This window comes from Ruegeria sp. CDSC085 (assembly GCF_059610465.1).
Window position 1 is genome coordinate 40239 of sequence record NZ_JBXWNR010000014.1, and the last position, 20662, is coordinate 60900.

General features: G+C 53.6%; 19 protein-coding genes and 1 pseudogene. 8 read left to right on the top strand and 12 right to left on the bottom strand.

Features of this window, described 5'->3' with window-relative positions:
• The first annotated feature begins 20 nt into the window (after positions 1 to 20).
• Entirely contained in the window at positions 21 to 509 is a 489-nt protein-coding gene (locus AC2FJB_RS17390; RefSeq protein ID WP_496720617.1) for a DUF8737 domain-containing protein, read from the top strand.
• 296 nt (positions 510 to 805) lie between these two features.
• Here AC2FJB_RS17390 and AC2FJB_RS17395 read toward each other — a convergent pair whose 3' ends face one another.
• The gene (locus tag AC2FJB_RS17395) at positions 806 to 1267 is read right to left on the bottom strand and encodes a hypothetical protein (protein WP_496720619.1); all 462 of its coding nucleotides are present in this window, start codon (positions 1265 to 1267) and stop codon (positions 806 to 808) included.
• A 385-nt stretch (positions 1268 to 1652) separates the two neighbouring features.
• On the opposite strand from AC2FJB_RS17395, the gene AC2FJB_RS17400 reads away from it, so the two are divergent.
• Entirely contained in the window at positions 1653 to 2564 is a 912-nt protein-coding gene (locus AC2FJB_RS17400; RefSeq protein WP_496720621.1) for a homocysteine S-methyltransferase family protein, read from the top strand.
• Between the two features lie 315 nt (positions 2565 to 2879).
• On the top strand, positions 2880 to 5378 hold the full coding sequence (locus tag AC2FJB_RS17405; protein ID WP_496720623.1) for a tetratricopeptide repeat protein: 2499 nt from the start codon (positions 2880 to 2882) through the stop codon (positions 5376 to 5378).
• A 97-nt stretch (positions 5379 to 5475) separates the two neighbouring features.
• Here AC2FJB_RS17405 and AC2FJB_RS17410 read toward each other — a convergent pair whose 3' ends face one another.
• The 11 genes and pseudogenes from AC2FJB_RS17410 to AC2FJB_RS17460 form a co-directional block, all read right to left on the bottom strand.
• Complete coding sequence (locus AC2FJB_RS17410) at positions 5476 to 6402, bottom strand: DMT family transporter (RefSeq protein ID WP_496720625.1); 927 nt, start codon at positions 6400 to 6402, stop codon at positions 5476 to 5478.
• An 806-nt stretch (positions 6403 to 7208) separates the two neighbouring features.
• Positions 7209 to 8336 (bottom strand): annotated as a pseudogene (locus AC2FJB_RS17415) (cytochrome-c peroxidase).
• Positions 8333 to 8638: a hypothetical protein gene (locus AC2FJB_RS17420; protein ID WP_496720492.1), complete on the bottom strand. Its 306-nt coding sequence runs from the start codon at positions 8636 to 8638 to the stop codon at positions 8333 to 8335. Before AC2FJB_RS17420 ends, AC2FJB_RS17415 begins: the two are co-directional and overlap by 4 nt.
• Before the next feature lie 68 nt (positions 8639 to 8706).
• A complete protein-coding gene (locus AC2FJB_RS17425) occupies positions 8707 to 9513 on the bottom strand; it encodes an amidohydrolase family protein (RefSeq protein ID WP_496720490.1) in 807 nt (268 codons plus the stop codon).
• A gap of 21 nt (positions 9514 to 9534) precedes the next feature.
• Entirely contained in the window at positions 9535 to 10401 is an 867-nt protein-coding gene (locus AC2FJB_RS17430) for a dioxygenase family protein (protein ID WP_496720488.1), read from the bottom strand.
• Between the two features lie 10 nt (positions 10402 to 10411).
• Positions 10412 to 11716: a TRAP transporter large permease gene (locus tag AC2FJB_RS17435; protein WP_496720486.1), complete on the bottom strand. Its 1305-nt coding sequence runs from the start codon at positions 11714 to 11716 to the stop codon at positions 10412 to 10414.
• Positions 11713 to 12264 carry a TRAP transporter small permease subunit gene (locus tag AC2FJB_RS17440; protein WP_496720484.1) on the bottom strand — a complete coding sequence of 184 codons (552 nt, stop codon included), beginning with the start codon at positions 12262 to 12264 and terminating at the stop codon, positions 11713 to 11715. The genes AC2FJB_RS17435 and AC2FJB_RS17440 overlap by 4 nt, the downstream gene beginning before the upstream one ends.
• Positions 12265 to 12294: 30 nt before the next feature.
• Entirely contained in the window at positions 12295 to 13368 is a 1074-nt protein-coding gene (locus AC2FJB_RS17445) for a C4-dicarboxylate TRAP transporter substrate-binding protein (RefSeq protein ID WP_496720482.1), read from the bottom strand.
• 29 nt (positions 13369 to 13397) lie between these two features.
• Positions 13398 to 13853 (bottom strand): OsmC family protein, encoded by a 456-nt coding sequence (locus AC2FJB_RS17450; RefSeq protein WP_496720480.1) that lies wholly within the window; start codon positions 13851 to 13853, stop codon positions 13398 to 13400.
• Between the two features lie 18 nt (positions 13854 to 13871).
• Positions 13872 to 14537: a malonic semialdehyde reductase gene (locus tag AC2FJB_RS17455; protein WP_496720479.1), complete on the bottom strand. Its 666-nt coding sequence runs from the start codon at positions 14535 to 14537 to the stop codon at positions 13872 to 13874.
• Positions 14534 to 15418, bottom strand: coding sequence for a fumarylacetoacetate hydrolase family protein (locus tag AC2FJB_RS17460; protein WP_496720478.1), 885 nt, complete (start codon positions 15416 to 15418; stop codon positions 14534 to 14536). The genes AC2FJB_RS17455 and AC2FJB_RS17460 overlap by 4 nt, the downstream gene beginning before the upstream one ends.
• Positions 15419 to 15501: 83 nt before the next feature.
• On the opposite strand from AC2FJB_RS17460, the gene AC2FJB_RS17465 reads away from it, so the two are divergent.
• The 5 genes from AC2FJB_RS17465 to yghX all read left to right on the top strand — a co-directional run bounded on the left by AC2FJB_RS17465 (position 15502) and on the right by yghX (position 20393).
• Positions 15502 to 15888 (top strand): YciI family protein, encoded by a 387-nt coding sequence (locus AC2FJB_RS17465; protein WP_496720477.1) that lies wholly within the window; start codon positions 15502 to 15504, stop codon positions 15886 to 15888.
• A gap of 42 nt (positions 15889 to 15930) precedes the next feature.
• On the top strand, positions 15931 to 16596 hold the full coding sequence (locus tag AC2FJB_RS17470; RefSeq protein ID WP_299898915.1) for a GntR family transcriptional regulator: 666 nt from the start codon (positions 15931 to 15933) through the stop codon (positions 16594 to 16596).
• A gap of 1 nt (position 16597) precedes the next feature.
• Entirely contained in the window at positions 16598 to 17896 is a 1299-nt protein-coding gene (locus tag AC2FJB_RS17475; RefSeq protein WP_496720475.1) for a malonyl-CoA decarboxylase, read from the top strand.
• Positions 17893 to 19416, top strand: coding sequence for a malonate--CoA ligase (locus AC2FJB_RS17480; protein WP_496720474.1), 1524 nt, complete (start codon positions 17893 to 17895; stop codon positions 19414 to 19416). The genes AC2FJB_RS17475 and AC2FJB_RS17480 overlap by 4 nt, the downstream gene beginning before the upstream one ends.
• An 89-nt stretch (positions 19417 to 19505) precedes the next feature.
• On the top strand, positions 19506 to 20393 hold the full coding sequence (gene yghX, locus AC2FJB_RS17485) for a YghX family hydrolase (protein ID WP_496720473.1): 888 nt from the start codon (positions 19506 to 19508) through the stop codon (positions 20391 to 20393).
• Positions 20394 to 20662: the final 269 nt, after the last annotated feature.

The following is a 20662-nucleotide window of genomic DNA, read 5'->3' on the forward strand; positions in this document are numbered from 1 at the left end:
ATATCGAAAGGATCGATCAGATGACCCCCACAGTGATATTCCTTCTTCAGTTCGCGATGAGCCTCTTTGTCTTTGCTCTGATCGCGGCGTGGTACGTTGCACCCTGGCTTGCACGGCTGTCGGCGGCGGCGGCGCTCTCAATCCTGCTGCTGCCGCATGCTTTCCGACACATCGGAATGAGCTTCATGGTACCAAATCTCAACAACGGAGAGTTGCCCGAGGCGTTTGCAACCAGCGCCAGCTATGGCGATTTGCTCTCGGCGTTTCTGGCAATCGCGGCGCTTTTCGCTTTGCGATGGAGATCAATGGCCGCCCTTCCGTTGGTGTGGGGTTTCAACATCCTTGGAACTGTCGATCTGGTGAACGCCTTGCGCCAAGCCGAGGCAATTAACTACTTTGGCCCCACTTGGTTCATTCCAACATTCTTTGTGCCGGTACTTTTGGTCACGCATGTGATGATCTTTGCACGGCTATTGAAGGCAGTTGGCCCCAAGACAGCCTCGGCATGAGAGGACAGGTATTGTTCCAGGGCAGGCAGCGCTGCTGCCCGCCCCACTGAGTCTCACGGCCCAGAGCCGACCTTGAGTACGGTCTTAGAATGTTGCGGTGCGGCCCGTCGAAGCTACCATTCGCTGCGGCTGCATGATCGACGGCAGAACGAATTCACACTCCGCAGAATGAAGCGGCCGTTCGTCGCATTACAGCAAGCAATCCCGGAAGGTTTAAAACCAAGCAGCGAAATCCACTTAAGACCGACAAAGCTCGAGACCAATCGAAACAGTACAGATACAAAAGCGCAGCCGTCTTAGTCAGGGATTTCCACTGTTCCGACAAGGTGAGTTCGCCTCAGAGGCAACGCTTGGTATGCTGAGGCGATGTCTGTTGTCGCGATGCCGCTGCCAGTCATCCCTTCATAGCGCCCCGTCCCGGTGATGATTTCCCAGGTGTTTGCCGCGCCTTTTTCTCCTGCCTTCCACCGCATGGTAAAAGTGTCATCACCTTCACCGAATACGCATATTCCATTGATCGAGTTGGTGCCGTCTTCGAACCCAAATCCCGAACCCAAACATCTGGCGGGCCCGTTATCCATTGGGCCTTCAATTACTTCGAAACCACCAGTGTTGTCCGTCAGATGAAAAATGTGATCACCAAGATCAAAATTCTCTTGGTTCAGAGGGTAGACATTGTTGATCTCGATGCGTTGCTCGTCAGCACTGGCAGGAACACCAAGTATCGCCAAAAGCTGGATGATCCATAAGATTCTCATTAGGCTCTCCAAAAAATGTCACTCATCTTAAGGGCCTTCAAAGCATTTACAATCAGCAAAAATGCTGATGACCGTCCGCTTATAGTGTGTGGGGAAAGCGCTAATACAATCTCGAGATTGGGCCTTCACGGTCGTTAGATCGGACACAGAAAGTTAAGCTGACGGGTAAATCTGCCCGACGAGGTGGCCCAAATCGGCCATTGGCAATGGCTTGATGCATCCGCGGTTCAGCCCGCCGAAGGGGGCGTTCGCTGCGGTTGCGAGTTGCCCGGGAAGATGAGGTCATTCTCACGGCAGACACCCTGTCGCCGCCCTAAGGTTCACAGGAGGCCCAAGACAATGTAGGTTTCTTGTGAAAGCGTAACGGCAATAGGCGTAGATCAGAATGGCCCGACAGCTCTCACTCGAAGGTGATAAGACCTTTCTGGTTTACGCCGGCACTGGCACCGACCTGATATTCAATCATGGAGTTGAGTTACCCGGTTTCGCGTCGTTTCCATTGCTGGAAGAACCTGGCACCAGGGCAATACTGGCCGGTCAAATGCAGGCACTTGTCGATCTCGCCCGAGAAATGAATGTCGGATGCATCCTTGATGCGCCCACTTGGATGGCGAACGCCGACCGGGCAGCGCCCTTGGGGTACAATGCAGAACGGCTCAGTGAGGTGAACAAAGATGCGGTGAGTTTGATGGAGGACCTGCGCCAAGCTTCTGCTCGCGATGACGTACTGGTGTCGGCCTGCATCGGCCCGCGTTATGATCCATACGCCGACATCCCGCCGGTACCCGTCGAAGATGCACGTCAATACCACGCCGCTCAAATGCAAAGCCTGAAAGACACAAGCGTCGATCTGGTCACTGCTTATACATTCAACCGCCCATGCGAGGCAGCGGGTTGCATCCTCGCCGCCCGAGACGCTGATCTGCCAATCATCATGTCTCTGGTTGTTGAGACAGACGGGCGCCTGGCAGACGGAACCAAACTTGTGGACGGCATAGACCAAATCGACGCGGCAACCGGCTCGGCGGCGCTGTTTTTTATGGTCAACTGCGCCCATCCGACCCATTTCGGCAGAGCGCTTGGCAACCACCCCCGACTTAGAGGCCTGGTGGCGAACGCTTCGAGTTGCTCGCATGCGGAACTTGACGAAGCCGATGAGCTGGACGAAGGCGATCCAATTGAACTTGGCAAACAGATTGCCTCGATTGCGCGGCAGAATCCGTCGATTAAAGTATTTGGAGGGTGCTGCGGTACCGACATGCGCCACCTGAAATCGATGATCAGCGAATTGGCGTAGCCAACTTGGTTCAATCTGCGCGTTAACGCCGAGATCTGAGGCGATACCGAGATTTCTTTCCGCAACTTGTTAGGAGCGGCCGAATGCAATCATTGATCGCGTTCAAATGCTTATCGGTATTTTCTCGTAAAGCGGACTTTTATGCATGTTGCAGCCCTTCGGGCTCTATAGGGCAGGTCCAGCCGTCGCGTAGAAAGCTCTGACCGGTCGATTTAAACGCCTTGGTTCACACTATTGCTTGTGTATCATGTCACGAAACGGTGCCGCCTTACAGATATACACCTTCCATGGTCGCACTTCTGCGGAGTGACGTTAATGCCCGCCATCGATGATCTCTCATGGCCTGAAGCTTACATTGAGCTTCTGCCGCTGATAACTGACAGGTGGTCAGTGAAGGGTGAAATTTATTTTCACCGACAACTAAGTGCCGGCAAGTCCGGTGCCCTTGTTTTTATTGTCGACATCACTTGCGACGCATTCAGCGGCCAGGCCATTCTCAAATTTGACGCCCTGCCCGATCCGGAATGGAAAGAAAAGGCCGAAACCCAGCGACATCTGGAGGCGTTTGAAGCGGTTCCTGCGTTTGGATCAAAGCATCTGGCACGCATTGTCCATTCTTTGGAACACGACGGTAAGGTCGTGATCCTTTCCACCGTTGTGGCGCAAGGACTTGAATACTCTCTTCCTTGGAATGATTGCGGCTACGAGCTGGCCTTGAACGTTCTTGAGCGGCTGTCGAGAAGCCTGCTCGATGACTGGAACGTCGATTATGAAATGGCGCCCGGATTGCAGTCGCCGGGGGAACTGCTTTCCGGATGGCTCGGCTACAGACTGGACTCTGAACCAGGTCGGCTGCATCACTTTCTTTCGGATGTTTGCGGTCATGACCCGAACGAACGTTGTCTGATGTTTGAAGGGCACTGGTACCCAAACCCGCTGGCTTTTGCCTACGATGAGAACCTGCCAAGCCGGTTGAGTGTAAGAGCGGCAAAGGGTCGGGTGCATGGGGACCTCCATGGTTACAATATACTGGTTCGAGCGCACCAAAGCCGTGATCCCGATTATTTTCTGATCGATTTGGCGTTGTACGTAAACAAACAGTTTTTGTTTTACGACCACGCGTATTTCGAATTGGCATACCTGTTGGCGCGGCGCGGAAACTGCATACCTGCCCAATGGGATGCCATCCTTGATGATCTTGGCCTCTTTCATTCAAAACACCACACATTGGGGCTTTGGCAGGATGATGTCGGCATCGTCGAATTTGTCAGAACTCTGCGGCGTGGGGCGATGAGTTGGGTTGAGCGCCACGAAAGCCATCGGCTCAGTTTTATGGAAAGCCAATACTTGCTGGCCCGTGTCGCAGTGGGCCTGAATTTCGCACACAAGAACCTCAGTGTCGCTGCTCGCAGCCACGCATTCTTGTACGCAGCCCACAACCTTAAAGACTACATGACGCTCAACAATGTTGAGTGGCCCCGGCACGGACCAGTTTTCCGCTTTCCGACAGCGGAAGAAGCTTTGTCCAGCAATCGAACTGAAACCGAAACACTTGCACCAAAAACAGAGCCGCCGGCCGAAAAAGACCGTCTGTTTGATCAGATGGTCACACAGCTTCCAACACCGCAAAAGCCAGTAGTCGCAGTGCTGCCTTTCGATTGCCTCAGTGGACAAAGCGACACCAATGGGTTTGTGGCGGGCATCAACGATGAACTTGTGACCGAACTGGCAAAAGTGGATTGGCTATCGGTGGTCTCTCCTACTTCAACCAAGCTCCTCAAAGATGCTTCTTTGGCCGGCGAAGAGATCGCACAACGTCTCGGGGCGCATTATTTGGTAGAGGGTAGCGTGCGCTATGACGATCAGCGCGTTCGTGTGACCGCCCATCTGGTAGACACATCAACTGGGCATGATCTTTGGGCTGATCGTCTGGACCACAAAACGGAAGATGTTTTTTCCCTCCAGGAGGAAATTGCGTCAGCCGTTGTCGGGCACATAGATTGGGAGTTGCGGTTTGACTTGCGCGAACAAGCCCGATTGAAACGTGGTGAAATCAACGTGTGGGACAGGGTTCAAAAAGCACTGTGGCATCTGTTCAAATTCACAGATGAAGATACCCAGAAAGCAAACGATATCTTAACAAGAACCATCGATATCACACCAGACTACGCGCTCGCGCACGCAGTGATGGCAAACGCCGAGCTTCGAAAACTGTTCTTCGTCCAGGTCGATGATCGGGCAGAGGCGAAAGAACGCGCGCTCTATCACGCGGAGCGCGCCGTGGCCCTGGATGAACAAAGCAGTTTCGCGCATGCCACTCTTGCCCGTGCCTACACTCAGTATAACAAACACGATACCGCGATTGCAGAGGCACAACTTGCCGTCAGTCTTAACCCAAGTGCAGCAAACGCGCATTTGGTTCTCGGATATGCACATCTGGCAAATGGGCAGGCGAAGCCTGCGTTGTCCCATTTCGAGACAGCAACCCGGTTTGGCCCATCAGGTCCATATTTCAAGGTGAAACTGCTGGCCAAAGCTTTCTGCCTTTATGTTCTCGACAGTTTTGATCAGGCGGAAACTTGTGCGAGAACAGCTTTGGAGGGAAAATCGGTTGATCCATTCGGCCGTTATGTGTTGGCGGTAATACTGATACGACAGAAAGCTCCGGATGAAGCGAGACGAATAATCAGTCAGAGCAAAGAAAAACGCCCCGACATGACCTGTTCGCGCGTCCGTCTGGCCTTCGAAAACCTGCAAAAAAGCGATCTTGACAGATTTGTCGGAGACCTCCGGGAAGCTGGTTTGCCGGATTGAGCTTCACCTTCTGCGGACTGGCCATGAGGCATAGAATTCCATTCAATTCGCCTTGCCCAAAATGAGGCCAGGCACAATACCGCTGGAAGCACATGTATCAATGAGGCGGATGGTCCGCAGCGGTTGGTCGATGGTGCAAACGGGTTGCGATCAAAACGCCACTAACAATCAGCACACCGCCGAAACCTTGATAGATCTGGAGATCCACCCCCTTTAGGGCTACAGCTTCGACCGTAACGAGTATCGGCACGAGATATGCAAATAGGGAGGCTGTCGACGCACCAACTTCGTTTGTGCCGAAATTAAGCAAGTGCAGATAGATAGCACCCATACCAACTCCGACGAACAGGATCGAGCCCCAGACCTGCCAAGAGTAGTCTAATGGTCGAAATGTGCCAGCTTCATGTATCACAACGAACGGCAGCAGAACGACAATGCCAACAACGAAAATCACGAACAAACCTTCGTCGGGCTTAAGATGTATGTGCCATTTCTTGAGAAGAACCAAATAAAGCCCGCGGCAGGCATTGGAGGCTATCATCAAAAGGAAGGCGAGATGCGGGTTGAAATTGATTAGATTTTCCAAATCACCACGAAATGCAAAAACCAGCGCTCCAAAGAGTGCGATGGCGACACCCAGATACTGAACTGCTCGCAATCGTTCGTTAAGCAACAATGCCGAAAACAAGATCGTGAGCAAAGGCACACTGGTATATCCGGCGCCAAGATCTATCAGATCATTGGATTGGAGCGCTGTATATACAAACCAGGGCGTAGCCACCACGCCAATGCAAGCAAGGATTGTAGTACGAAGCCAACTGCCCTGAAAATGATGGAATGGGTTGCTCCGTCTCTTCAGAACAAGTGGTAAAACAAATATTGCTGCAATCAGGCAGCGCCAAAATGTTAATACAACCGGATGAACTTCGTTGACTGCCAGATTGCCGAACAAAAAGTTCCCGGCGCTGATCAGCATTGCAAGCAACAATGCCCCGTAAGCCAGTGCAGTTTTGTTCATTTTCATGGTTACATCAGAGCATGACCGGCTTTTGAAACAAAGCTTCAATCGATGCAGCAATTGTGTAAAAACCACCTTAAAAAACTTGCACTGCTTTGACCTCGAAGCTCGGAAAGCGGCCCAAAGGAGACCTTCAGGGTGGTTCTGTGATGCTGCGGTCGCAGCCCTCGAAACAGTTCTGTCGAATGACTGCTTTGCCTTGTTACTGGTCGGCGCCGAATCATTAGATCATCTTCTGCAGTTTCCTATCGGCGCGGATATCGGTCGTGAAATATGACCGCTTGTCCTCGGCTGTGCCTGCGGGCCGCACCACCCCTGTCGAATAGCGTTGCCTCGCCCCCCCCCCCCCCCCCCGCGTTTGCCACGTGGCAGATTAGCAGGAACAGGCAGCTTCGCTGTCTGACCTGCAAATCAGCTCTGATTGTCCGAAAGGGAAGTCAGAACAAACCAAACTGTCTGCGGGAGCATAATAAGGGGGCGGCGTGTTAGTTGATGACGCAAAGGTCAAATTCAACTGATGTCCAACGTTGGGGGCGCCATCTGATGTCGAACGTTCACCTTGTTTCTGGTCCACCTGTGACGGTTGGGTCAGATTCGTGTGACGTTCAACAGGAAATGTAGAACGTCACTGATACTTGACTCAATCGATATCCAAAACCTCAACAAATCGGCCAATCACGTCATCCATTTCTGACCCAAACGTCAAGCAATTCTGACCCAGAGCGAGCAGAACCCGCTCATCGGCACTGCTAACGATAGTCGCCGAACCAGCTTGCCAAATAGCCCATTCCTGGGCTTTAAACACAAATGCTTTAATAAGGCGCCTTGGACAGCGTCAACAAAAACGCAACTAAGTCTGCAATCTCTTGCTCAGACAAATTCAATTGCGAGAGAATGGCTTCACCGTCGGCGTGCAGCCTTTCCGTATTGATTTTGCTGTAATGCCGGATCACAGCGTTCAGATCCCTTAGGCTGCCGTCATGCATGTACGGCGCGGTTTCAGCCACTCCGCGCAGGCTGGGCGTGCGGAAGGTTCCAAAATCAGCGTGGCTCCGGCGTACATTTCGAACCGCCCAAGCACCTTGCTTATCCGGATCGTCATTCCAGTCGCCGTCCAGTGTATAGGGGCTTGAGAGCAAAATGTTCAATCCACCAAACCGACCTTCGTCGACCTCGGTTTCATTCAGAAAATATGGTACACTGGCATCGTGGAACTCATTGTTGGAAAACCTCGGGCCGTTGTGGCAAAATACGCAATTCCCGCGCCCTAAAAACAGCTGAAGACCTCGCTGGGCTGCCTCGGGGTAGTACGCGGCCGCTGGAAAATCTCGACGCTCTAAGGCATCGCGAAAATCGTCAAACTGCGTCCGGTCGGTAACCAAAATCTCCAAGTAAGCCGAAAGAGCTTTTGCAGTATTCACCAGAACAAGCTCTGGGCCTTGATTTTGGATGACGCCAAAAATAGCTTCAAAGTCATCAATGTAGGCACTTTCAGAGATTGCTGTTTTTAGGCTTTCGGGGCTGTGCGCCATCTCTTGCTCTTCGATGATCGGATGCAGGCTGGCTGCCCAAAGGTTATCGCCTTTGCCACCCCACCCATACCAGCGGAGTCCGGCCAGATTCCGCAGTGATAGAGTGTTTCAGTCTAACAATACACGGCCGAGCGCCCGCGCCTCCGACGTTGCAAACGCCTGTTCAGGATCATGACAACTTGCACAAGAAAATGCACCGTCGACGGATAACACCGGATCGTTGAATAAGGCCTCTCCAAGCGCGATCGCTCTGGCATTGTTCGAAACCCTATTGCTTGGGTCTGACTGGAAGGATGGTGGCCACGGCCCAAAGGAAAGCGTTTGTTCGATTTCGTCTGCAGATAACAAGACCTCTGCACGCACTGCACTTGTCAAGGCTATGAGCGCAGCTGTAACCCACAGCTTCATTTCAGCGCAATTTCTGACGAATAGAAAATTGATTGGCCATTGATGTCGACATCGACCTGCAGCTCCCACAAACCCGGCATGTGAAACAGCATATCATCAACGCGGAACGCTCCGCCGCCCAAGGCGGTAACTTTGGGGGTATAGTTCATACCATGTCGATGAGCCGGCATTATTGCATCCACATGCAATTGGCGAACAGCGGTCTCATCGCAAACTGAAACCAAAATGGAAAACGGTTGCGCCAACGGAATTTCGTCGACAGCCAGATACACCTCGGGCGCGTTTTGAGCGTCCGAATTCATGCGTTGCCCCGTCGCCTCACAAGCAACGGCCGCGCTGGACCATATAAGAAACCAAGCAGTGCAGTGGGTCATTCTGATGCCAGCAAACGTTCTGCGTTGGCATAGGCAATGTTGTCTGCGATCTGGTCCGGCAACAAATCCAACCATTCACGCGAAAAATCGGCATGAGGGCCTACGTAGTACCAACGTTCAGGTGCGAACGTATCCGTACCAACCATGAAACGATCCGGATGGGCTTCGAAAGCCTCCTTCCAATCGGGGTCAATTCTGCCTCTTGAAGCCATGTCTGAACGAAACGCCAGGTCGGCCCAAAGCCTGGGATACGTGTCCAGCGCGTCAACAACGCTCGCTGGATCATCAAAGCCAGAGTGCGCCCACAATACCCTTGCCTCCGGCCAGGTTTCGAAGATCAGGTCAACGGCCTCTCGATCGCCGTGGTGATGTAGAACAAGGTTCCGCTCTTTAGCCAGTGCAATCATAAGCTGGATGACCGGCGTCTTAATGTCGTCTCCGTAAGCGTGAAACTCGCCGATGGCTTCGTAGTCGTTCTTGGCCAGATTTGCTTCCAAATAGTCGACTACAGTTTCATCGTGCATCCAGGTGTTGATTTCACCGCGGCGACGGTAAGGGCGCAGTGCTGGCACGACTATATCTGGTGCTGCGGCCAACAATAGTTGAGTGCCATTGTCATCCGAGCTGGAGACCAGGGCTTTACGAACGCCCGCATCCCGAAGGATTTTGGCCACCTGTTCGGGAGGAACCAGTTTGACGGCATCGTGGCTGTAATGAATATGCGCGTCAAAGATCGGGCGCTCTTCTGCGATAGCACTACTGCAAATCAGCGCGGCACCTAATATGAAGATATGTTTCAGCACCTCAAGCCTCCTCAATATCGTTCAGACTTTGGCAAGCCTCACATCGAACTTCACGTGCAAGAAAGGTTCAGTGATCTTACCAGAAAGCTCCATGCCATCAGGAAATTCTGAAACTGGCCTTTCAACATAGGTCATCACCAGATCGTCGCGCACGCCAAACACCGTGTCTTCATCCAGATAGGGATCATCGTCGGGAAATATTTCTGTCACCAACGAGCGATAACCCGGGGCCTTAATGATGTAGTGCAAGTGCGACGGTCGCCAGGGATGGCGGCCGCAGGCGCGCAGGATATCCCCAACCGGCCCGTCAGATGGTACAGTGTATTCCACTGGCTTGACAGTGGTGAAAGCATAGCGGCCATCTGAGCCGACCGTCATCAAGCCATGAAAAGAATAGGTATCCTGTTCCTCATCCTGACTGGCGTAAAGCCCGTTTGGCGCGGTTTGCCAAATGTCGAGCTCAGCACCCGCAATCGGATTGCCCTTTGTATCCCGGATCACGCCTTCGGCCAGCAGAACCGGCCCTCCATAGTGGCGTTTCATATCGCCTCCGATCGGCAGCGGGGGTGCGCCAGAGACATGGAATGGCCCCAGCACGGAGGAACTGGTCGCGTCAGGGCTGGAATGCAGCATATCCACCAAAGACGACAGGCCTAGCACATCCGAGGCCAGAACAAACTCGTGCCTGTCTTCTGTTTCTACGGCGGCGCACCCCTCAAGAAACGCTATTCCTGCGCGCCATTCGTCATGTGTCAGATTGGTCTCACGGGCAAAACCATGAAGGTGTTTGACCAGAGACCCCATGATTTCACGCATCCTTGGATCGGTATCTTTGGACAAGTACCCCATGAAAACGTCGGTGATATTGTCTGAGGTAACAGAGCGCATCTTGGCCTCCTTATATCAGGGCAAGGCTGAGGATCGGGAATTCGATCAGAATGAACAGAACGATCAGCATCACGAACGCAAAGGGAAGTGCGCCCATGAAGACGTCCATTAGCGATATGCGGTCATCGTTGATCGTGGATTTGATGACGAAACAGGATATGCCTAGCGGCGGGGTCAAAAGTCCGATTTCAGCGCCGACAACAGTGATGATACCGAACCAGATCAGCGACATATCCAGAGCTTCGGCCATGGGCAGAAACAGCGGGACAACGATCAGAATGATGGACGCCGTATCGAGTAGTGTTCCCAAAAAAAGCATCAAGAGGACGTAGAGCAGCATGATCGACCAAAAGGACGCTGAATTCCCCGCAAGCAAGTCTTGCAACTGATTGGGCAGCCCGGCCAGTCCCAGCATGCGGCTGTAAATCGAAGCTGCCGTAATCAGGAACAAAATCGCCGCTGTAATGTGACCGGTTTCCAGCAACGCGTCCCAGAACGCTCTTGGTGTCATGGACTTGCGCGCGACGGCGATGACCAGCGCAACCAGTGCCCCGGCGGCACCCGCCTCGACAGCGGTTAGCCATCCTGTGTAAATGCCACCGAGCACTACCGTGATAATGAACAATGTGGGCAGGGTCTTAGATGCGATCTCGCGCCCGGACATCCATTCGGTGTCTTCGACGACCCGGCCGCCCACAAATGCAGGTGTGAAGCGGCCCATCAACCAGATCGCGCCCACATAAGCTATCGCCAGCATGATACCGGGTATTACTCCCGCCAGAAACATGTCCCCTACGGACTGTTCGGCGACAAAAGAATAGATGATCAGCATCGCCGAGGGTGGAATAATCATCCCCAAAACCGACGACCCGGCCACAACCCCAACCGCAAAACGTGGATTATATGCCTGCGCCATCATCTGCGGGACCGAGACCTTGGTGAACACTGATGCGGACGCAATGGACGACCCGGTAACGGCCGCAAACACGGCGTTTGCTCCGACGGTCGCCATTCCGATACCGCCTTTGACCTTGCGAAACCGCATGGTCATGACTTCGTAAATGTCCCTGCCTAGTCCCGCTTTTGAAACGATGAGACCCATAAAGGTAAACAGCGGGATTGTCGCGAAACTGTATTCCATCGCGCTGTCGCCTACCGCAACCTTCAGCAGGTTGAGCGCAAGCGTGAAGTTGTCCCGCATCAGCCAGATCGACACGAAGGAGACCACGCCCAAAGCAATCGGAATGTAGACACCTGCGTAGATCAAAAAGACGATGGCAATGACCGAGATCAGGCCAATCTCAATCGGCGTCATTCTGCGGCCTCGTCATGCTCGGGTGTACGGACAAGCTGCGGGCGGTCCTGCGCCGTGACGACCTTAAGCAGGAAGATCACGCAGGCAAGCGCAGTACCGCACGCGATGACCAGTTTGACCGGCCACCATGGCAATGTGAAAAGACCGGGCACTCCGAAGTAGTCCTGTGTCTGCCACATGTGTAGGAATTCAGGGAATGTCACATAGGCAATCAATGCCATGAAGATCGCCGAGATGGCATTGATGATGCGCCTCAGGTTGGCTGTTAGCCCCGGGCGACGATGGTGCAGCAGGTTCAGAAACCCGTCCGAGCGTGTTAGCCGGTCAACTCTGACCACGTCTGCCAACTGCAGAAAAACGATCATTACGACCGAGAACTGCACCATTTCATAAGTGCCACGTAATGGAGCTGAAAACAGGCCACGTGCAATAACGTCGACATTCAGAACAACCACCAACGCCAGGACGACGAGCGTACCCAAGGCGTTGGCGGCGATTGCGAGCGAATTGGCGACCCGCGACAGGCCAGCAACTACGGTCGTCAGCATGAAAGGCCCCTTTCCCGGATCGCCGGACAGTTATTCGGCTGTCCAGTCACGCACTCCGGTGAAACCGGCATCCTGAAGCTTGCCAAGGTAGGCGGCCAGCATCTCTGTGCCCTGCTCGCCGTTATCGTTCAGCGTCGCGGCCCATTCCTGCGCGACATTCGGCATGGCGTTTGCCCAAGCGGCACGGTCTTCGTCCGAAACCTCAACGATTGTTCCACCCGCTTCAACATACGCATCCCGCGAAGCAGCGGCGCGGTCCATCGCGATGCCGGCAACATGGTCACGGTAGTCGATGGCCACGGCCTTCAACACGTCTTTGACTTCGTCCGGGAGGCTAGCCCAATAGTCGGCATTGACGGTGATGGTCTTCGAATTCACTGCTCCAAGATCAGCCTTGAGCATGTAAGGTGCTACTTCCGCGATCTTAAACGTCTTTGCGGCTTCGGGCCAAAGCATGCCGCAATCGACGAGGCCGGTTTGAAGCATGTTGTAGAAATCGGTTAGTCCCCCGCGTACACCGGCGGCATCCTTGATCCCTTCAAGATAACGCAGATTCAGGCCTGCTCCCGCGATTTTGCGGCCCTCAAGATCAGCAACCGAAGAAACAGGTTCCGTGCAGAAAATTTGATAGGTGTCGAGCACAACGCCCGTGGCAAGATAAACTTGGTTCTGCGCGGCAAACTCGTTCTGCATCGCAGGGTATTCGCGCGCGATTTCATCCACTGCCTTAGCCACGGCACGGGAGTCCGACGCCACGAAGGGTGTCGATCCCGAAATACCCTGGCTGGGCAGCTTAGAAGAATGAAAGATGGTTGTGACGATACCTATGTCGCCAAGGCCAAGCTGAATCCCTTCCAGAACGCCTTTCGGCTTAACGATTGAACCGCCGTAGTTCTCTTGCCAGTTCATTTTGTAGTTACCGGACTCAGCCAGCCGCTTGTCCACTTCTGGAATGAAAAAGTTGGTGAATTCCTTCACCCACAACGCCCGGTCTGGGTAACCATCGATCACGACAGCGGAAATGTTCTCTTCCGCCGCCAGAGGCATCGCTATGACGCCTGCCAGAGCAGCTGCCACAAGGCTGCATTTGGTCCAGTTTTTCATTTCTCTCCTCCCAGAAAGTCGGGTCTTTTTTATTTTTTTGTTTTGACCCAGTTGACGGTCAGGTCCGTGCCTGCCGCTTCAAACAGTTTTGCGATGGCGCAATACTTGGCTGTCTCCTCGCCCACGCGCGTCAGTTCCTCCTGACTGGCGGGCGTCTCACAATTCACGGTGAGTTCGATTTCCGGAAACGGAACATCGATCTCCTCCTCCATCAGCACACCACGCCGGTCCAACCTGCATTTCGCGTCGATTGTTACCGTGCCGAGTTCAATTCCCAAACGGTGCGCGTTTTTGTGCCCGATGACGTTGGTGCAGGCGATCAGCGCTGCCATCGCGGTTTCGGTCGGAGACGGGCCAAGATTTGTTCCGCCCCGTTCGACCGGTTCGTCGACGACAACATCCAAATCACGAATTGGAATCTCGGTGCGCGCGTGCGTCGGGCATTGAGCTGTCGTGCGGTACGTCACGACGGGTTTCACTTTCATAGCCACAGCGTCACCTCCTCATGCATAAGAGCAAACCTTTTCGAACGGAAAACGTGGAAGCTTCTGGAACAATCCGGTCTCGTCCGCGTAGCCCAAATTGCAAAGAAAATTGGACTTGAGCGTCGTGCCAGCAAAAAACTCCTCGTCGACGATTTTGTTCGAAAAACCTGACATGGCGCCGACGTCCAACCCGACAGCCCGGGCCGCAATCATGAAGTAAGCGCCCTGAAGCGTGCCATTTCGAAAGGCCGTGTCTGCCACGTAGTCGGGCTTGTTTTCGAACAATGACCGACGGTCTTCGTGCGGGAAAAGAAAGGGCAGTTCCTTCCAGAAGTCCATGTCATAGGCAATGATCGCCGTGACCGGAGCATCCATCATCTTTGGCACATTCTTCGGCTTTAAAGACCTTGCAAGCCGCTCTTTCCCTTCGGGACTTTTAACGAAAATAAAGCGCGCGGGCAGCGTGTTCATGCTGGTCGCGCCGTTGATCGTGATGTCGTATATCTCTTCAAGCAACGCATCAGAAACTGGCTTGTCGGTCCACGCGTAGTGAGATCTGGACTCGCGTAAGATCAACGCAATCGCGTCATCCGACAAGCGTGGAATGCGTTCGCGCAGATCGCGGTGATCTTGCTGCGCCTTGGCGCGAAGTGCCTCCAGCTCTGCTCCGGTTGGTGCGCTCATGCTGCAACCACCTTGGACTTGGCGTCCTTTTCGTCAATGATTGGGCTGGCGCAAATTCCGATGCCTTCAATCTCGACCTCAACGGTTTCGCCGGGCTTTAACCAACGGGGATTGGGCTTTTTGGCGTGTCCGACACCAGGCGGCGTACCCAGCGCAATCAGATCCCCCGGCTCCAAAGTGGTATATTCCGAAATCGTCGCAATTACCTGCCGGACACCCCAGATCATATTGGCCGTGTTCGAGCTTTGCAGGATTTCGTCACCCACACGGCTTTCGATCTTCAGACCTGATGCCCCTTCGGGCAACTCATCCGGCGTCACGGTGAAAGGACCGATCGCGCCCGTGTCATCAAAGTTTTTGCCGGGCGTCCACTGAACGGTTTTGCGCTGATAGTCCCGCAGCGAACCATCGTTGAATACAGTGTAGCCAAAGACATAGTCCAGTGCGTCCTGTTCCGAGATATGGCGGCCGCGTTTTCCCACGATCAGCATAAGTTCGGCTTCGTAGTCGAGCTTCTCGGAACAGGCAGGCCGCACCATAGGTTGCCCTGCCGCCATGATCGAGTTCTTCCCGCGCATGAACAGCGTCGGATATTCCGGGATGTCATACCCGCCTTCCTTGATGTGGTCCGTGTAGTTCAACCCCATGCAAATGATCGTTCCGGGAGCAGCAACGGGCAATGCCGGAGTGATGGAAGACACGGGCATTCTGTCTGCCGCGTCAATTTTGCCGACAAGTGAGTCGGCCAGTTCAGGCTTGGCTATCAAACCCATCAAATCCGAACCGACGGCAGGGTCCAAAGCCGTTAGATTCACTGCGTTTTCGCCGTTTACAACAAAAACCGCTGTGCCTTCCGAAGTCTCTCCCACCAGGTATTTCATTTTCACCATCCATGTCAGTTCGCTTGATTTTTGCCGACTATTTTGCCATATGTCAAATAATATCGATATTTTGGAGACGGCAAATGGTTGCTTGGGCAGACTACAAATCAGAAGCAAAAAGCCGCGGTGCGCTTGCTTTAGAGCTTTACGTCGCGCTGAGCACGCCAGCCAAAGCGCTCGAAGATGTAAAGGCGTCACTGCCAGATCACTTGGCGTATCAGGCGCAGTTGGAACGTTCGGGGCAGCTGGCTTTTGCAGGCCCCATGTCGGATGAAACCGGCGAGCATATGCAAGGAATGGGCCTGATCATCTATCGCGCCGACAACCTTGAATCCGCCCGGAAGCTGGCCGAAGACGATCCTATGCACAAAAGCGGGGCACGTAGCTTTGTACTTCGGCGCTGGTTGATCAACGAAGGCTCGCTGAACCTTTCAGTTGGTCTATCGACTGGAACGAGTGCCTTCAGTTAAGTGCACTCAAGAGTATTTGCCGCGAAATAGGAACAGTCGGATATGGACGCCATGCTTGATACCGAGGGCAAAGAGACATCAGCCACTCATGGAGCGTATCGAAGGCTGCGCGAAATGATCCTGACCGGAGAATTACCTCCGGGTCAAAAACTCAAGATCGAACAGCTTCGCGGGCTTTTGGACACTGGCGCTAGTCCGGTTCGTGAAGCGCTTAGCCTTTTGACTTCAGACATGTTGGTCGAGCGGATTGATCAGCGCGGATTTCGGGCAGCGCCAGTCAGCAAGTGTAACTTCGAGGAAATACTTCTGTTGCGCTGCAACCTTGAGGAAACCGCGTTGCGCGCTTCCATCACCAATGCGGATGCGGCCTGGGAAGATCGGCTTGTCTTACGTCACCATCATATGAAAAAGGCCAGCCAGAACGGGGCGCGGGACTTTGAGGACGCTCACAAGGCGTTTCATATGGCCTTGTTGGACAATTCGAAACTGCCGTTGCTGCTGCGGTATTGCTCGCAACTTTATGACCTGAACATTCGCTACCGCTATCTGGCGGCCGGCGGGTCGAGCTACAAAAAGCGAGACATCGCCGCTGAACATCAGCAAATCCTGGACGCCGCATTAAATCACGACGCAGACAGCGCAACTCGGCACCTAATCGATCACTACCGCCGAACAGGTGAGTACCTTAGCAGCCAGATGGAGCCCTGAAATGCAGCGGAATTGGTTTCTGGGTGATCTACTAAACCAATTGCTGGACCGTCCCGACAATAGGCGTGGCAAGGATGACAAACGGTCCATTGCCGAGCTATGTGAGGCGCTTTTATCTGCGGAAGGTGAAGTATCAGGCTTCACGCTAGCGTCTACGATCCTTGAGCGCTACCACACCCTGAATGATGCGGAGAAACTAGACTTTTTTGTCTATTTGAATGACCAACTTGAGTTGGACGCAAATCAGCTTTCTGAAGCAGCCCGCCTCTACGCCAGTGACCAAAGTGTCAATCTTTATCAAAAACTTAGTGAAGTTTCAGAGCCACGGCGGCAAGAGTTATTGCGACGGCTGAACCAGCCGTCTGGTGCGACGCAGGAACTTGTAGCCATACGCGTTGATCTGCTGTGCTTTCTCAAATCCAAACCGGAACTCAAGCGAACGGATATCGATTTCGTCCATTTATTGCGCAGCTGGTTCAACCGAGGCTTTCTTGTCCTCAAGCAAATCAGTTGGGACACCCCTGCCCGCGTTCTGGATAAGATCGTCGCCTATGAAGCGGTACACCAGATCAACGATCTGGACGATTTGCGGCGAAGGCTCTACCCGCCAGACCGTCGTTGTTTTGCGTTCTTCCACCCCTCGATGCCAGATGAGCCACTGATTTTTGTTGAGGTCGCTCTGACCGCTGAAATCCCGAATGCAATAGATACGCTTCTATCCGAAGCACGAGAACCGATCGAAGCCGAGCAGGCAAAGGTCGCGGCGTTCTATTCCATTTCAAACTGCCAAAAGGGTTTGGCGGGCATCAGCTTTGGGAACCTATTGATAAAGCAGGTTGTGACCGAGCTTTCGCGGGAGCTTCGCGGGCTTGATACCTTTGTGACATTGTCGCCGATACCGGGGCTAAACCGGTGGCTGGCTGGTGAAACAGACAACCCGGAACACGGGCATGCCGCCGAGGCCGTGCTTGCAGAAACAGCAACACCGCAGGACGTGCGCGCGATGGCCGCCCGGTACTTGATGTTCGCCAAGCGCGAAGATGGCATGCCGCCTGACCCTGTGGCGCGCTTTCACTTGGGAAATGGTGCCGAGCTTCATGACCTGCATACCCAGGCAGATCAGTCGCCAAACGGACGCGCCCAATCCGGAGGTGCGATGGTCAATTACCTTTACGATTTGAACAAAACAGAACGTTACCACGAAGAATTCGCGACACGTGCCACGATCCAAGCCTCGCGTTCAATTCGCGCGGCTTCAACTGCGACGCTTGCGGTAAAGCCTAGGGAAAATACAGCGTGACTAATACACTTTACGACAGTTTGTTTGCCCGCCACGAGGGCAACACGGCTCCATTCCTGCAACTCGATAATGGCCAGGTGGTCACTTATGATGAGTTTCTGCAGCGCACCGCGCAAATCGCGCATGTCTTGCAGAACAGCGGAGTTTCCCCTGGCAGTCGCATCGTTGTGCAAGCGCCCAAGCAGGCCGACACGATTGCGCTCTACGCCGCTTCGGTTCAGGCAGGTGCTGTCTACCTGCCCCTAAACACTGCCTATACCATGGCAGAGTTGGACTATTTCATCTCTGATGCGCAACCTGCGTTAATCGTTTGCGACAGCCACGACAAAGTTGAATTCGAACAATTGGCGACCCGGTCTGGTGCAAAGCTGCTGACCTTGGGTGGCGAAAATCCAAGCTTGAGCCACGAAGCGGACGCACAGCCTTGTGTATTCGAAACCGTGGATCGCGCGCCGGACGACCTCGCGGCGCTTCTTTACACATCAGGTACCACGGGCCGGTCCAAGGGCGCGATGCTCAGCCACCGAAACCTGCTGTCCAATGCCCAAGCCCTTGTGGATTTGTGGGGTATCACCGACGCTGATCGCTTGATTCACGCGTTGCCCATCTTTCACACGCACGGGCTTTTCGTGGCAATGAACACATCACTACTCGCCGGTTCCAAAGTGCGGCTGATGAAAAAATTCGACAATGGTATGATCTTGGAGGAATTGCCCCACTCGACCCTTCTAATGGGAGTCCCCACTTTCTATACCCGATTGCTGGCGGATGACGGTTTCACCGCAGAGATCACAGAGAACATGCGCCTGTTTGTTTCCGGCTCAGCCCCGTTGCTGGCAGAAACCCATGTGGCGTTCGAAACGCGCACCGGCCACCACATCCTTGAGCGCTACGGTATGACCGAGACGAACATGAATACCTCTAACCCTTATGGCGGTGAGCGTCGCGCGGGAACTGTTGGTATAGCCATACCCGGCACCGAGGTGATCGTAACCAACCCTGAAACTGGAGAACCGCTGCCCCAGGGCGAGGTCGGAATGATCGAAGTGCGTGGCCCCAATGTTTTTCAGGGCTATTGGCAAATGCCCGAAAAAACGGCTGAAGAGCTTCGAGAAAATGGATTTTTCATCACCGGAGATCTGGGCCAGTACAGCGAGGATGGCTACCTGTCGATTGTAGGTCGGTCAAAAGACCTGATCATCACTGGTGGTTACAACGTCTACCCCAAAGAAATTGAAGACGTTTTGAACGATGTCGATGGTGTTCAGGAATCGGCGGTCTTCGGGGTTCCCGACAACGAATTTGGAGAAGCAATTATTGCTGCTTTGGTTGCCGAGCCTGGAGCACAGCTTCAGGTGGAACAGATCGACTCGATCATCAGAAACAAACTGTCGCGATTCAAACATCCTCGCCGCTACGAACTCGTCCAGAAGTTGCCGCGAAACACTATGGGAAAAGTTCAAAAGAACGTGCTGCGCGAACGGTACGCGAACAAGGAACTGTCACCGGCGGTATCTTAGGAAGCCCATCCAGACGCTCAATCAAATCAAGACTTTCAGATCGGATACTACCCACCCTTCAGACTGCCAAACTCATCAGGAGATCCACAATGACTCGCATGACGGCAAAAGACTTCGACCAGGAACTTCTGGACCTGTATGACTTTTACGCGCACGGCAAGATCACCAAGCGCCAATTCCTGGACCGCGCAGGCAAGTTCGCGGTCGGCGGCGTGACAGCGGCCGCGCTGCTGAACATGCTCAGCCCGAACTACGCGATGGCTCAGCAAGTGTCGTTCAACGATCCCGATATCCACGCGGACTACATCACCTACCCTTCACCGAATGGAACCGGTGATGTTCGCGGCTATCTTGTCCGACCCGCCGGCGTTGAAGAGCCCCTGCCCGCGGTATTGGTAATCCACGAAAACCGCGGCCTTAACCCCTACATCGAAGATGTGGCGCGACGCTTGGCGAAAGCAGGCTTTATGGCTCTGGCTCCAGACGGTCTGACGTCGGTTGGCGGATACCCAGGCAACGATGCTGATGGGCGCGAGCTTCAAAAGACGGTCGATCGGGTCGAGCTGATGAATGATTTCTTCAATGGCTTTGAATACCTATTGAACCGAGAAGACTGCACCGGGAAGGTTGGCGCTGTGGGTTTCTGCTATGGCGGTGGTGTGGTCAGCGCAATTGCCGTGGCTTACCCGGAACTGGCCGCAGGCGTGCCATTCTATGGTCGCCAGCCAGCAGTTGAGGATGTGGCTAAAATTCAGGCACCGTTACTGATTCAGATGGGAGAGCTTGATGAGCGCATCAACGCAGGTTGGCCGGATTTTGAAGCCGCCCTGCAATCCAACGAAAAGGTTTACGAGGCCTACATCTACGAAAATGCCAACCACGGTTTTCATAACGATAGCACGCCTCGTTATGACGAAGAAATGGCGAACCTAGCCTGGGACCGCACCATTGATTGGTTCAACACTTACCTGAAGTAACTACAGTATACAGCGAAGCGAGCATTGTGTTTTCCTCGCTTCGTCGCAACCCACAGTTTACCGGGGCCAAGTCATTTGAAACCCCAGTATTCTATTTCTCATGATCAGATTGATAGACAGGAACTCTTGGCTAAAAGGCTTGGGTGCAAAGAACATCTGATTTGAGCCCCAAGGCAGCAGTCTCAAATTCAATGAATCACTTTGACCGCTTTAAACGGATAGCAATCCCAAACAGATTAGAATTGCGAGCTATTTCGCAATACCGTTAG

Coding starts and splice junctions, on each gene's coding strand:
- AC2FJB_RS17390 (WP_496720617.1), top strand. CDS start 21: ATGACCCCCACAGTGATATTCCTTCTTCAGTTCGCGATGAGCCTCTTT.
- AC2FJB_RS17395 (WP_496720619.1), bottom strand. CDS start 1,267: ATGAGAATCTTATGGATCATCCAGCTTTTGGCGATACTTGGTGTTCCT.
- AC2FJB_RS17400 (WP_496720621.1), top strand. CDS start 1,653: ATGGCCCGACAGCTCTCACTCGAAGGTGATAAGACCTTTCTGGTTTAC.
- AC2FJB_RS17405 (WP_496720623.1), top strand. CDS start 2,880: ATGCCCGCCATCGATGATCTCTCATGGCCTGAAGCTTACATTGAGCTT.
- AC2FJB_RS17410 (WP_496720625.1), bottom strand. CDS start 6,402: ATGAAAATGAACAAAACTGCACTGGCTTACGGGGCATTGTTGCTTGCA.
- AC2FJB_RS17420 (WP_496720492.1), bottom strand. CDS start 8,638: ATGAATTCGGACGCTCAAAACGCGCCCGAGGTGTATCTGGCTGTCGAC.
- AC2FJB_RS17430 (WP_496720488.1), bottom strand. CDS start 10,401: ATGCGCTCTGTTACCTCAGACAATATCACCGACGTTTTCATGGGGTAC.
- AC2FJB_RS17435 (WP_496720486.1), bottom strand. CDS start 11,716: ATGACGCCGATTGAGATTGGCCTGATCTCGGTCATTGCCATCGTCTTT.
- AC2FJB_RS17440 (WP_496720484.1), bottom strand. CDS start 12,264: ATGCTGACGACCGTAGTTGCTGGCCTGTCGCGGGTCGCCAATTCGCTC.
- AC2FJB_RS17445 (WP_496720482.1), bottom strand. CDS start 13,368: ATGAAAAACTGGACCAAATGCAGCCTTGTGGCAGCTGCTCTGGCAGGC.
- AC2FJB_RS17450 (WP_496720480.1), bottom strand. CDS start 13,853: ATGAAAGTGAAACCCGTCGTGACGTACCGCACGACAGCTCAATGCCCG.
- AC2FJB_RS17455 (WP_496720479.1), bottom strand. CDS start 14,537: ATGAGCGCACCAACCGGAGCAGAGCTGGAGGCACTTCGCGCCAAGGCG.
- AC2FJB_RS17460 (WP_496720478.1), bottom strand. CDS start 15,418: ATGAAATACCTGGTGGGAGAGACTTCGGAAGGCACAGCGGTTTTTGTT.
- AC2FJB_RS17465 (WP_496720477.1), top strand. CDS start 15,502: ATGGTTGCTTGGGCAGACTACAAATCAGAAGCAAAAAGCCGCGGTGCG.
- AC2FJB_RS17470 (WP_299898915.1), top strand. CDS start 15,931: ATGGACGCCATGCTTGATACCGAGGGCAAAGAGACATCAGCCACTCAT.
- AC2FJB_RS17475 (WP_496720475.1), top strand. CDS start 16,598: ATGCAGCGGAATTGGTTTCTGGGTGATCTACTAAACCAATTGCTGGAC.
- yghX (WP_496720473.1), top strand. CDS start 19,506: ATGACTCGCATGACGGCAAAAGACTTCGACCAGGAACTTCTGGACCTG.